Raw genomic sequence first — 12,889 nt, 5'->3', positions numbered from 1 at the left:
ATCTTTGCAGCCGTCAAGAGGCAGCGACATGCACTCGGTGTGGTAGTTCAGCTGGTTAGAATACCTGCCTGTCACGCAGGGGGTCGCGGGTTCGAGTCCCGTCCATACCGCCGCTCAGCAATGAGCCGCCGCTCCTCTGGACAACTCGGGATGTAGCGCAGTCCGGTTAGCGCACCTGCTTTGGGAGCAGGGGGTCCCAGGTTCGAATCCTGGTATCCCGACGATCATACAAGCGACATCAATAAGTCCGATCTTCCGCTGGAGGGTCGGACTTCTTGTTTTTGTGCCTTTGTGGCTTGGGGGGCAAAAGCTCGGCCACTTGCCCACGACTATATAATAGGTACGCGTCCGCGGGTGGCCTTCGCACTTACTGGCTGGGGGGAGAGGCTAAGGTGGGGCTTGGCTTGGGCTAAGTAGCAGGCCCGCTCAGAGCGGGGCTCGGGAAGCGCAGCACGGGGCTGTTTCCTTTGGACGCCTATTCCTTAACTATCCTCGCCTCTAGCTCGCGCCGCCCTCCTAGTAGTGTCGGAGCGCGCTGAGTGATATCAGTCGCGGCGCCCACGGACGTCCCTCAGAGGGCTGACGGGTATCCCTCAGAGGCGGCCTGCCTTGGCTGTGCGGGTGGGGGAGGATGGGCGAAAGGAGTGGTGAGGGATTAGGAGGCGCGGTGCTGAGGGGATAGAGGGGACGGAGCTGCGGGGCAAGGGGGAGGGGGGCCGCCCTGTGCGGGGAATTTCTGCAGGCAATTTGTAGATTCAATTATTTGTCTTAACTTTGCACTCGCAAGTGAGCCCTTAGGGGTGCGCTTGCCACTAGGTCGGCCCATTCGTCTATCGGTTAGGACGCAAGGTTTTCATCCTTGAAAGAGGAGTTCGATTCTCCTATGGGCTACAAGAACAAACAAGAGAAGAATTAAGAAATGGCAAATCATAAGTCATCGATCAAGAGAATTCGTCAGACTAACGCTCGTCGTCTGCACAATCGCTACTACGCAAAGACCATGCGTAACGCGGTTCGTCGCTTCCGTGCTCTGACGGATGCGGCAGAGGCACGTGCGGCACTGCCACAGCTTAGCTCTATGCTTGACCGCCTCGCCGGCAAGAACATCATCCACAAGAACAAGGCTGCTAACCTGAAGAGCAAGCTCGCTCGTCAGATCGCTCGCCTCGGCTAAGAGACATCACGCTGCCAGCTCCTAGGAGTGAGGGCAGAACAGGCGGTCCATTCGTCTATCGGTTAGGACGCAAGGTTTTCATCCTTGAAAGAGGAGTTCGATTCTCCTATGGACTACCACACGTAGCGCCAGCTCCATACGGGGTTGGCGCTATTGCTTTTTTGATCGCATACACTGGCAAGGGGCTGGGTAGGATAGGCCGCAGGGCCTTTCCCAAGGCAGGCAAACCAGAGGTACAAGTCTAGAGATCTAAGACGTTAAGGATAATATGAAGTCAAGGACGGATGCTAAGAAAATAGGCCTCCTCTGCGTGCTGGGGCTAGGGCTCCTAGTGGGGCAGGGGCTCCAGGCTCGTGCCCAGCAGCCCCAGTCGGCAGCGCGTGAGGACAGCCTCGCGAAGGCCACCGAGTACTACTATCAGGCGGTGCTGGCGCGTAGCGCGGATCAGCCGCACTCGGCCTATCAGCTGCTGCGCCACGCCCATGCATTGGCCCCTGAGGATGGCGACATCGCCTATCTGCTCGGGCGTGTGGCCGCTGACCTCGGCCGTGAGTCGGAGAGTCTGCCGCTGCTCGAGCTCGCCTATCGTGCCGATAGCAGTCGTCGCGAGTATGGCCAGGCGCTTGCCTCCGCCTATTTCAGCCGCGAGCGCCTGCAGGATGCCCTGCGTATCACCGAGCAGCTAGCTAAGGCTGACCCTGACAATGATGATATGCGCTACCGCCTCGTACAGCTCTACGCGCGCTCGGGAGACCTAAAGAAGGCCATCGAGCTCTGCGGTGAGCTGCAGGAGCGCTTCAAGCGCAACGTCGACGCCTACGGGCAGGTCACGCAGATGAAGATCCAGCTGCAGAGGATGGCGGGGGAGGGGAGTCACATCTTCGACGAGCACTACCGACGTCTCGAGCTCTTCCCTGATGACCGCGCTGCGAACTATGACTACGGCCTCTACCTCATCAATCGCAGGCTGGACAGCTCCTTCGATAAGTTCCTCAAGGACAAGCAGCGTCAGGGCTACCTCAAGCCTGTCGATGCCGTTGTCCTACGCGTGCACCAGGCACTTGACCGTAAGAAGTATGCCGATGCCGAGCGGCTCCTAGCGAGCGTCAATCAGGATACAACGCTCCTCACCGTGGAGAAGCTCCAGCTCTGGGCGCTCGTCTCCTCCAGCCAGCAGGAGGCGGAGAACGCCCTGCTGCAGGATCAGTACCTCCCCTATGTGGAGCAGCTCGTGAAGCTCGATCCTAAGGCGGCGCTGCAGTACTACGTGCGGCTGCTGCGCTACAAGGAGCGCTACCGCGAGGCCATAGCCCTCCTGGAGCCCGCGTCCAAGCAGCGCGCTGACGAGCCCTGGCTGTGGGACGAATACTTCCAGGACGCCGTAGGGTTCGAGGATGAGGCGCTGATCGGCCGTGTGGCTAGCGAAGCACTCCGACACGTCCCCACCGACTGGCGCTACCATATCACAGCGGCCTCCGAGCTCTATACTGCAGGCAAGCGCGAGGAGGCGCGCGTAGCGCTGGAGCGTGCCTGCCAGGAGGTCGAGCCCAAGACAGGCATAGGCCCAGGGCGCATCCTAGGGCTGCTGGCCGACCTCTATGCCTCGGGAACGAAGGAAGAGCGTGCCAAGGCCAATGAATACTACGAGGCAGCACTCGCCGCCTACGACTCCGACCCCGAGGTGCTGAATAACTATGCCTATCGTCTAGCGAAGGCTGGGCAGGAGCTCGACAAGGCCGAGCGTCTGGCGGGGCAAGCCGTCAAGCTCAGCCCCAAGGCCCCCCACATCCTCGATACCTACGCTTACATTTATCTCCGCCTCAAGAACTATACGCTGGCGAAGCTCTACCAGCGTAAGGCCCTCGATGAGGCAGGGGAGAGCGCCTCGGCCGACATGTACGAGCACATGGGTGATATCCTAGCTGCGGAGGCTGATTGGGCTGAGGCGGAGCGCTACTGGAGGCTCGCTGAGGAGACCTCTCAGAAGAAGCTCGCCGACCCTGAGCTCGAGGCCTCCCAGGCCGAGGAGCTGCGCGCCTCCCTCCCCACACTCAAAAAGAAGATCAACGATGCAAAGAAGAAGATCCAGCGCCCCTAGCGCTAAGCCCCTTGCCCTAGCCCTCGGGCTCCTCACCCTCTCCAGCTGTGGCATCATCCGTACTACGAGCTCCAGCGAGGAGGACTACCAAGTCGTTGCTGTCGACGCCTGGGGTCCCACGCAGAGCACACTAGAGGCGCAGATCGCGGGGGAGGCACCCTACGCCTCCGTCCTGCGCGGTGCACTTGATGCCGAGCTACAGCTCGGGGCACAGTCGCTGACGACGCGCATCAACGCTACGATCGTCAAGGGGCAGACCATCTACTGGTCCGTCGTCCCCTTCCCGCTGGTGGAGGCCGCACGCGTATGGCTCACCCCCGAAGGGGTCACCGTCATCGACCGCATGCACGGGCGCTATGCTCAGGCGAGCTTCGCGGAGCTCTCGCGGCTCTTGGGCTTCCCCCTCAGCTACGAGGATGTAGAGTATCTGCTGCTGGCCAAGCCTAACCTCGGGAAGGGCAGCATGCGGCTTGAGACCTTCCGCCCGATGGGGCGGGGGGCCATGGCGGTCTTCCTCGATCGCGACAAGCACATGCTCCACATGGAGCTCAATAGATGGGGGCTCTCCGAGGCACGCTACTACCAGAGCACCATGCACGCGACTCCGCTCGTCACGGCTCGCTATGGCTACAGCGCGGAGAGCATACAGCGCGGGCTACCTTATACGACGACCATCGTGGTGCAGCGTAGCGCAGGCGAAGGCGAGAGCAAGTTTAGCCTCAACTGGTCGGGCCTGAGCCCCCACGAGGGCGCCCTGCCTGACCTCACCATAAAGATAAAGCCCAGCTACGAGCGCATAGAGCTCGCCGAGCTGGTTAAGCTCCTTTCCAAGCTATGATGCACCGCCCTATACCTAGTCTCGTCCTAGGTCTCGCGCTTCTCTTGGCTATGCCGAGCCTCGCTGAAGCGCAGCAGTCGCGTACGCTACGCCGCCTGGAGCAGGAGCGTAAGCAGCTCCTGAAGAACATCGCCGCCTCGGACCGCAAGCTGCAGGAGCTACGTAAGAGCACCAAGCAGCAGGAGCGCTCGCTGAGGCTCGTGCAGGAGCAGGTCGCCCAGCGCAAGCAGGTGGTCAGCGTCCTCGGCAGTGAGATCTCGGGTCTCGAGCAGCAGATCGGCTCCCTCACGGGGCGTATCTCCGAGCTGCACCGCGAGGAGTCTGGCTTCCTACAGCGCTATAGCGAGGCGCTGAGGCAGCTGCAGCGTATCGACGCGCATATCGACCCGATGATCTTCGTGCTCTCCTCTTCCTCTCCCAATCAGGCGCGTGAGCGTCAGCGCTTCCTCAGCCGCTATGTCTCCGCCGTGCGCCGAGCCTCAGAGGGGCTAAGAGATACGCGTAGCCGCATCGAGCATACCAAGCAGGAGGTAGGGCGCACCCATGCTGCGAAGGAGCAGCTCCTGAGCCTCCGCGTCCAGGAGCAGAAGAAGCTCGAGAGCCAGGAGCAGCAGCAGCAGGCCTCCGTCAAGGAGCTCAAGGGGCAGCAGCAGCAGCTCGCGCAGGATCTCTCCAAGCAGCGCCAGCGTGCCGAGGAGCTCGACCGCCGCATCCAGCAGCAGGTCGAGGCCGAGATACGCGCTGCCCAGCAGCGTGCCGAGGCTCAGCGCCGCCGTCAGGAGGAGGCGCGTCGCCGCCGCGAGGCTGCCCAGCGCGCCGCGCGCCCCACGATCCCTCGCGATAAGCCAGGGCAGTCTCAGCCCGCCGAGCAGCCCGTAGAGCGCCCCAGGCAGCAGGAGGATCTAGGCGATGAGCCACGCCGTGCTGCGACCCCAGGAGGCTATGCTATGGATGCCAATGAGCGCGCGCTGGCCTCCTCCTTCGAGCAGAACAAGGGGCGCCTCCCAGCACCTATCCGCGGCGCTTATTCGCTGCTCCGCACCTTCGGCGTGCACCAGCATAGCCAGCATAGCCGCGTGCAGGTATCGAGCAGTGGGGTGGACTTCGGCCTCCGCTCAGCGGGCCAAGCCTACGCCGTCTTCTCGGGCGTGGTGAGCCGCATCTTTGTCATCCCCGGCTACGGCACCTCCATTATCCTGCGCCACGGGAACTATCTGACCGTCTATGCCAACCTCAGCAGCGTCTCCGTCTCCCAGGGTGCGCGTGTCGCTACGGGGCAAGCGCTGGGCGCTATAGGCGCGGCCCCCGACGGCTCTGCCGATAGGCTGCTGCACTTCCAGCTGTGGCACGAACGCACCAAGCTCAACCCGCTCTCATGGATCAGGCGCTAGTCGCTACCCTCGGCAGCTTCGACGGGATACATCGCGGGCACCAGCAGCTCTTCGTGCGCATGCAGGCCTTTGCTCGCAAGCTCGGAGGGCGTACGCTCGTCCTGACCTTTGACCCGCATCCTGCCGAACTGCTACGCCCCGAGGCCGCCCCGCCGCATCTCCTGCCGCTGGCCGAGAACATGGCCTATATCTACGCCGCAGGCGTGGACGAGGTCGAGGTAGAGCTCTTTACCCGCGAGCTCGCAGCACGCACGGCAGGGGAATACCTGCGCCACCTAGCGACGGACTACGGGGTGACACACCTCTTCCTGGGCTATGATCATCGCTTCGGCTCGGACGGGCGTCAGCTGAGCCCCGAGGAGTACGAAGCGCTCGCCGCGGACTGTGGCATCACCCTGCTGCGTGATGTGGCGCTGCTCTACGGCGATGAGCGGCCGATCAGTTCGTCCGCTATCCGCCGCGCCATCACCGAGGGTGCGATGGAGGAGGCTAGGGAGCTCCTGGGTCGCCCGCATAGCTGCAGTGGCGTGGTGGTTTCTGGTCAGCGTCTCGGCCGTCGTCTGGGCTTCCCGACAGCGAACCTCCAGCGCCTTGACCCCCTGCAGCTGCTGCCTCCTGCAGGTGTCTATGCCTGCCGCGTGTATAGCCTCCCCGGGTCGACGCACTTCGTGCCCGAGCGGGGCGGTATGCTCTATCTCGGTTCGCGCCCTACGCTGGGCGGCGATCTGGAGCCCTCCATCGAAGTACACCTCTTTGACTTCGATGCCGAGATCTACGGGGCGGAGCTGCGCGTCGAGCTGCTGAGTCGCTTGGCTCCCGAGCGGCGCTTCGCTTCGCTCGACGAACTCAAGACGGCGCTCTCGGTCTATGCCGACGAGACGCGCGCCTATCTCGCAGCGCATCCTTAGTTTTATTTCTGTGGTCCCTGAGCAAGGCGGGCGTATGTTCCACGTGGAACGTCCGCCCGCCTTGCTTTATGTTTACCCCTGTCCGAGGCTTGATGTTCCACGTGGAACGTATAGTGTCTGTCGCGCCGCCGCGTTGCTTGTGCTAGTCCTTGCGCTTAGGCCTTGTTGCCTCTGTACAGCCTTTCGGGATGCAGTGTTGGGTCTGTGCGGGAGCGGGGAAGGGTAGGCTTGTGCGCGTGCTGGCGACTTGGTTGTCAAGCTCGGGCGGGGCGCTCCTTATGCTGAGTGCTATACTTGTGGATGCAGTAGATGTCGCTCAGCATGCTGCCCGCCGCACTCGGTACTCGTGGCCTCTTGTGTCCCCTAGGGTAGTGACGGCTCTGTCTCGGTCGGCTGAGGGATATCCCTCGGCGCTCTGACTGATATCCCTCAGCGGCCTGACTGGCGTCCCTCAACGCGCTGATAGATATCCCTCACGAGGCGCGCTCGGTGCTCGCGGGGGTGCTGCGAGCCTGTGGGTCGCCTTGCTCGCTCCCTTGGGTCGGCTGCTGTCTGCGGCGGAGCTTGGTGGAGCGGAGCTTGGGGTGAGTTCGGCTGAGGCTTCGCTTGCCTCTGGCGTGTGGCTTTGTCGGGCTTGCTTCGTGGGGAGCGTGGGACCCACCGCGGCCCCCCCCCGTGAGGCGGCGGGCGGAGGTGGGGAGGAGGGCCTTTCGGCCTTGCTTGCTGGGGTTCGTGAGGCTTGTGGATGCGGGGCTTTGCAGGGCTAGGGGGAGCGCCCTTCTCTTGCGCACTTTTGCTCGATGTGAGCAGGTTTTTGCGCAGGTGGAGGGTAGGCTGGGGCAATTACGGAATTCTTTCCATGACATGCCCCTTGTTCGAGATAAAAGGCTTAACTTTGGTAGAGTAAACGGATAGGAAACGAACATGAAGGATTGGCCCCTCTTCTATGCCCCTGATGTGAAGGAGCAGCTGGCCCTGCCCGAGGCGGAGGCGCAGCATGCGCTGCGCGTGCTACGCGTCAGGCCTGGGGACGAGCTGCTGGCCACCGACGGCCGTGGCGCGCTCTACGAGCTGCGGGTGACGGCTACCGACAGGCGCCACTGCCTGGTGGAGCTGATGCATGAGGAGCGCTGGCAGCCCTATTGGCGCGGCCGTCTGACGCTGGCCCTAGCCCCGACCAAGAGCATGGAGCGCATCGAGTGGACGCTGGAGAAGGCCGTCGAGCTCGGCGTGGATGAGCTCATCCTCCTTCGGGTGAAGCACTCCGAGCGCAAGCATACCAACGTGGCGCGCCTAGAGCGTATCATCGAGAGCGCCATGAAGCAGAGCCACAAGGCCTGGCTGCCCGAGCTGCGTGTGGACGTACCCTTCGCCGAGCTCCTAGAGGAGCATCCCGCGGCTGTCAAGCTCATCGCCCACTGCCGCGCGGAGCTGCAGCCCGCGCGGCGCCTCATCTCCGACTGCTGGCAGGCGGGGGCGGATACGCTGCTGGCGATAGGCCCTGAGGGGGACTTCACCGAGGAGGAGCTGCAGCGCGCCTTCGAGCGCGGCTATCAGCCCATTACCCTTGGGGAGAGTCGCCTACGCACGGAGACGGCGGGGCTGGTGGCCCTACAGTGGCTGCACACCCTCGACCAGATGGACCGATCGGCCCAGAGCACTACCACGAGACAAGAATAACTATACATACCTTATCAATCGATCAACTCTTATGGAACAGAGAGAAATCAAGTTCAGCCTGATCTACCGCGACATGTGGCAGTCCTCGGGTAAGTATCAGCCACGTAAGGATCAGCTCGAGCGTATCGCTCCTGTCTTCGTCGAGATGGGCTGCTTCGCCCGCGTCGAGACCAACGGCGGTGCCTTCGAGCAGGTCAACCTCCTCTACGGCGAGAACCCCAATAAGGCCGTGCGCGCCTTCACCAAGCCCCTCAACGAGGCAGGTATCCAGACGCACATGCTCGACCGTGGTCTGAATGGTCTGCGTATGTTCCCCGTGCCCGCTGACGTGCGTCGCCTGATGTATAAGGTCAAGAAGGCGCAGGGCGTAGACATCACGCGTATCTTCGACGGGCTTAACGACCCGCGCAACGTCATCCCCTCCATCACCTACGCCAAGGAGGCGGGCATGATCCCCCAGGCTACGCTCTGTATCACGCACTCGCCCGTGCACACGGTAGAGTACTATGCCGACCTAGCCGATCAGTTCATCGCCGCAGGCGCCCCCGAGATCTGTCTCAAGGACATGGCTGGGGTAGGGCGTCCCGCCTTCCTCGGTCGTCTGGTCAAGGCCATCAAGACCAAGCACCCCGAGGTCATCATCGAGTACCACGGCCACACGGGCCCTGGCTTCTCCGTCGCCTCTATGCTGGAGGTCTGCCGTAATGGTGCCGACATCGTCGACGTAGCTATCGAGCCGCTGTCCTGGGGTAAGATCCACCCAGACGTCATCACCATCCGTGAGATGCTCATCGATGCGGGCTTCAAGGTCGCCGACATCAACATGGATGCCTACATGAAGGCACGTGCCCTGACGCAGGAGTTCATCGACGACTTCCTCGGCTACTTCATCAACCCCTCCAACCTCCTCATGTCCTCGCTGCTCGTAGGCTGCGGTCTGCCTGGTGGTATGATGGGCTCGATGATGGCTGACCTCAAGGGCGTGCACGCTGGGATCAACATGCACCTGCGCAAGAAGGGTGAGCCCGAGCTGAGCGTCGACGACCTCCTGGTGCGCCTCTTCGACGAAGTCGCCTACGTATGGCCTCGCCTCGGGTATCCCCCACTGGTGACGCCCTTCAGCCAGTACGTCAAGAACGTCGCGCTGATGAACGTCTACAACCTCACCATCGGCAAGGGCCGCTGGGAGGCGATCGACAACAATACCTGGGGTATGATCCTCGGCAAGTCGGGTCGCCTGCCGGGCAAGCTCGATCCCGAGATCGTCGAGCTGGCTGCCAGCAAGGGCTTCGAGTTCACCACCGAGGACCCTCAGCTCAACTACCCCGATGCGCTGGATAAGTTCCGCGCCGAGATGGTAGAGAACGGCTGGGAGCTGGGCGAGGACGACGAAGAGCTCTTCGAATTCGCCATGCACGAGAGCCAGTACCGCGACTACAAGAGTGGTGCGGCTAAGGAGCGCTTCCAGGCAGAGCTGGACAAGGCTAAGACCGACGCCCTCGTCAAGAAGGGCTACAGCCCCGAGGATGCCCTCAAGGTCAAGCGTCAGGGTACCGAGCCTATCGAGGCCCCTGCCTCCGGTCAGATCATCTGGGAGGTAGACCCCGAGGACTACTCTACGGCCCCAGCCCTCGGCACCTACATCAAGACGGGTGAGCCCCTCTGCTACATCCAGACGACGGCAGGCTACTTCGAGCCTGTGTACTCCAACTTCACGGGTCGCCTCTCCGAGGTCACGGCTCAGGGCGCCAACGTCCGCAAGGGTGAGGCCCTAGCCTACGTCCGTCCCGCCGAGAAGGAGGAGCTCTTCGTCGAGTGTGAGAGCGAGCAGCTCAAGCGCGTCGAGAAGCTCGAGGAGGTACGCCACGTGCTGCGCAAGCGCCGCGGCGAGAAGTAAGCCTCACCTAGACCATACGATTACGAAGCCCTAGAGGGGCTCGCGGGGATGCCTAGCGTCCCTGCGAGCCCCTCTAGGCGCTTGCTGAGGCCCGCCCCGCGGTAGCTAGGGCTGCCCGAAAAGCCGTATCTTTGCGGCAAACAAAATCTGAAGTACAAGATGCTTGATGAAGCCCTAGTAAAGGACAAGATCGACACCCCCCTCTTCCATCTCATAGGTCAGGCAGCTGACGAACTAGGCGTCGAGGCCTATGTCGTGGGCGGCTACGTGCGTGACCTCTTCCTGCGTCGCCCCTCCAAGGATATAGACATCGTCTCCGTGGGGCGGGGGATCGACCTAGCGGAGGCCGTAGCGCGGAGGCTAGGCCGTGGGGCGCACATCTCGGTCTTTGCTCGCTTCGGTACGGCTCAGGTCAAGCAGGGGGAGCTGGAGCTAGAGTTCGTCGGTGCGCGCCGCGAGAGCTACAGCCCCGATAGCCGCAAGCCCGTCGTCGAGGACGGGACGCTGGAGGAGGACCAGCAGCGCCGTGACTTCACCGTCAATGCTCTGGCACTCTGCCTCAATGAAGGGCGCTTCGGCGAGCTCGTCGACCCCTTCTACGGGCTGGAGGACATGGAGGACCTGACGCTGCGCACGCCGCTGGACCCCGATGTGACCTTCAGCGATGATCCGCTGCGCATGATGCGGGCGCTACGCTTCGCCTCGCAGCTGGGCTTCTTCATCGACCCCGAGATCTTCGCGGCCATAGGGCGCAATGCCGAGCGCATCGCCATCATCTCGGCCGAGCGCATCTCTACGGAGTTCAACAAGATCCTGCTTTCGCCTCGTCCCTCGGTGGGGCTGGAGCTCTTCGAGCTCTCGGGGCTCATGGGCCTCGTCTTCCCCGAGCTGCTGGAGCTGAAGGGCGCCGAGACGCGCGAGGGCATAGGGCACAAGGATAACCTTACCCATACCTATAAGGTCGTAGACAATTTAGCGCGGGCGCTCACGGCTCGCGGGCGCCGCGAGGAGGACCTGTGGCTGCTGTGGGCGGCGCTGCTGCACGACATCGGTAAGCCGCGCACCAAGCGCTTCGACAAGCGCCTAGGCTGGACCTTCCACAACCACAACTACGTGGGGATGAAGATGGTCAAGCGTATCTTCACTCGTCTACGCCTGCCGCTGGATGCCAAGCTCCACTACGTCGAGAAGCTGGTGAACCTGCACATGCGCCCCGCCATGCTCGTCGATGAGGGCGTGACGGACTCGGCCGTGCGTCGCCTGCTCTTCGAGGCGGGGGATGATATCGACGACCTCATGCTCCTGGTGGAGGCCGACATCACTAGCAAGAACCCGCAGAAGGTGCGTAAGTACCTCGACAACTACAGCCTCGTGCGGCAGAAGCTCGCCGATATCGAGGAGAAGGACCGAGTACGCAACTTCCAGCCGCCCATCTCGGGCGAACTGATCATGCAGACCTTTGCCCTCAGCCCCTGCCGCGAGGTGGGGCTCATCAAGGACGCCATCAAGGAGGCCATCCTCGAGGGTACCATTCCCAACGAGTACGAGGCCGCCCACGCCTACATGCTCCACGAGGCCGCCAAGCTCGGCCTCACCGCCCAGTAATATGAAACAATTATCGAATCAGCAACAAGCTAGGATGTCAGTAGTAGAATACCCTACCGCCTATATTCCTCCTTGCGAGGATGCTTCTTGCTCGGATTGCAACCTGTTGTTTGATGGAGATGAATTTGATCCTAGTTGGGTTAATTCTCAAATGTCCTATCCCAATCGGAGATTACGATTGGCGACTGTCTTTTCCGGCATTGGAGCTATAGAGCACGCGTTCAATCGTCTTAACCTCGAGACCGAACTCACCTTTGCTTGCGATATTGACCCCTTTGTCCGAAAGAGTTATTTCGCTAATTATCCAATGACAGAGGATCGTTGGTTTGATGACGTCAAGCAGATAGATGGACGACGATTTCAAGGCATGGTAGACCTATTTGTTGGAGGAAGTCCTTGCCAATCTTTCTCGCTTGTGGGGAAAAGACGAGGCATGGAAGATGCAAGGGGAACTTTGTTCTATGAGTTTGCACGCCTAGTGTCAGAAATACAGCCTAAGGTATTCATCTACGAGAATGTGAGGGGGCTGACCAATCACGATGAAGGAAGAACCTTTGAGGTGGTTAAGGCTACTTTTGATGAGTTAGGCTATCGCTATTACGCTCAAGTATTGAATGCTAAGGACTATGGGATTCCACAGAATAGAGAGCGCATCTTTATCGTGGGGTTTCGCGATCCTTCTACAGAATTCACATTTCCTTCGCCCATTAAGCTTGAAACAAGGATGCAGGATTTTCTTGAGGATTATATCGATAGCCGATACTTTCTCCAAGAAAAGGGGGTCAAGTTTGTTACGAGTAGCAAGAATCGCCTGAAGCGTTATACTCAAATTAATGGGGAGGTCGCTCTATGTCAAAAGGCAAATCAGCAGTTCAATTGGCATGGTGATTTTGTGTTTGATGAGCGTGCTGTACCTGAGTTTGATGAGTTCTTATTTGATGTTCGAGATGTGGAGGAGAAATACTATCTCTCAGATAAAGTGAAGGAGTATGTTCTTTCTCCTGGGACAAAGACTTTCAGAACTTCCATACGGACTGATTTAGAGGTAGCTCGGCCTCTATTACAATCTATGCACAAAATGCATCGTGCGGGCGTAGATAATTATGTTACTCATACTGGGCGAATTCGCAAGCTGACTCCTCGTGAGTGTTTACGCTTAATGGGGTTTAGGGATAGCTTTCGGCAGGTTGTTAGCGATACCCAAATGTACCGGCAGGCTGGCAATAGTATTGTCGTGGATGTCCTGATTGCCCTGCTCAAGCAGATCGATATTATGAATTATGCTTCAGAATAAATAA

At 60.7% G+C, this 12,889-nt stretch carries 9 protein-coding genes and 4 tRNA genes; all 13 read left to right on the top strand.

Translation table 11 applies throughout. The annotated features are described in order from the left end of the window. The first annotated feature begins 36 nt into the window (after positions 1-36). A tRNA-Asp gene (locus J4862_RS08015) sits at positions 37-110 on the top strand. A gap of 36 nt (positions 111-146) precedes the next feature. Further along, positions 147-221, top strand: a tRNA-Pro gene (locus J4862_RS08010). Between the two features lie 598 nt (positions 222-819). Continuing rightward, positions 820-891, top strand: a tRNA-Glu gene (locus J4862_RS08005). Positions 892-919: 28 nt separating this feature from the next. Beyond that, the gene (gene rpsT, locus J4862_RS08000) at positions 920-1,174 is read left to right on the top strand and encodes a 30S ribosomal protein S20 (protein WP_211788579.1); all 255 of its coding nucleotides are present in this window, start codon (positions 920-922) and stop codon (positions 1,172-1,174) included. A gap of 44 nt (positions 1,175-1,218) precedes the next feature. Continuing rightward, a tRNA-Glu gene (locus tag J4862_RS07995) sits at positions 1,219-1,293 on the top strand. A 149-nt stretch (positions 1,294-1,442) separates the two neighbouring features. Next, positions 1,443-3,272, top strand: coding sequence for a tetratricopeptide repeat protein (locus tag J4862_RS07990; RefSeq protein WP_211788578.1), 1,830 nt, complete (start codon positions 1,443-1,445; stop codon positions 3,270-3,272). After that, positions 3,244-4,110, top strand: coding sequence for a DUF4292 domain-containing protein (locus tag J4862_RS07985; RefSeq protein ID WP_211788577.1), 867 nt, complete (start codon positions 3,244-3,246; stop codon positions 4,108-4,110). Before J4862_RS07990 ends, J4862_RS07985 begins: the two co-directional genes overlap by 29 nt. Next, positions 4,107-5,501 (top strand): murein hydrolase activator EnvC, encoded by a 1,395-nt coding sequence (locus J4862_RS07980; protein WP_211788576.1) that lies wholly within the window; start codon positions 4,107-4,109, stop codon positions 5,499-5,501. The genes J4862_RS07985 and J4862_RS07980 overlap by 4 nt, the downstream gene beginning before the upstream one ends. Further along, a complete protein-coding gene (gene ribF / locus J4862_RS07975; protein WP_211788575.1) occupies positions 5,486-6,409 on the top strand; it encodes a riboflavin biosynthesis protein RibF in 924 nt (307 codons plus the stop codon). Before J4862_RS07980 ends, ribF begins: the two co-directional genes overlap by 16 nt. Positions 6,410-7,333: 924 nt before the next feature. Next, the gene (locus J4862_RS07970) at positions 7,334-8,089 is read left to right on the top strand and encodes a 16S rRNA (uracil(1498)-N(3))-methyltransferase (protein WP_211788574.1); all 756 of its coding nucleotides are present in this window, start codon (positions 7,334-7,336) and stop codon (positions 8,087-8,089) included. 31 nt (positions 8,090-8,120) lie between these two features. After that, entirely contained in the window at positions 8,121-9,986 is a 1,866-nt protein-coding gene (locus J4862_RS07965) for an oxaloacetate decarboxylase (RefSeq protein WP_211788573.1), read from the top strand. Positions 9,987-10,145: 159 nt separating this feature from the next. Further along, on the top strand, positions 10,146-11,591 hold the full coding sequence (locus J4862_RS07960) for a CCA tRNA nucleotidyltransferase (RefSeq protein WP_211788572.1): 1,446 nt from the start codon (positions 10,146-10,148) through the stop codon (positions 11,589-11,591). A gap of 34 nt (positions 11,592-11,625) precedes the next feature. After that, positions 11,626-12,885: a DNA cytosine methyltransferase gene (locus tag J4862_RS07955; protein WP_305792243.1), complete on the top strand. Its 1,260-nt coding sequence runs from the start codon at positions 11,626-11,628 to the stop codon at positions 12,883-12,885. The last annotated feature ends 4 nt before the right edge of the window (positions 12,886-12,889 follow it).

Origin of the sequence: Porphyromonas sp. oral taxon 275, assembly GCF_018127745.1 — a bacterium.
GTDB lineage: Bacteria > Bacteroidota > Bacteroidia > Bacteroidales > Porphyromonadaceae > Porphyromonas.
Note: the sequence above shows the minus strand (reverse complement) of the source record. Positions and strands in the feature narration are given on the sequence as shown.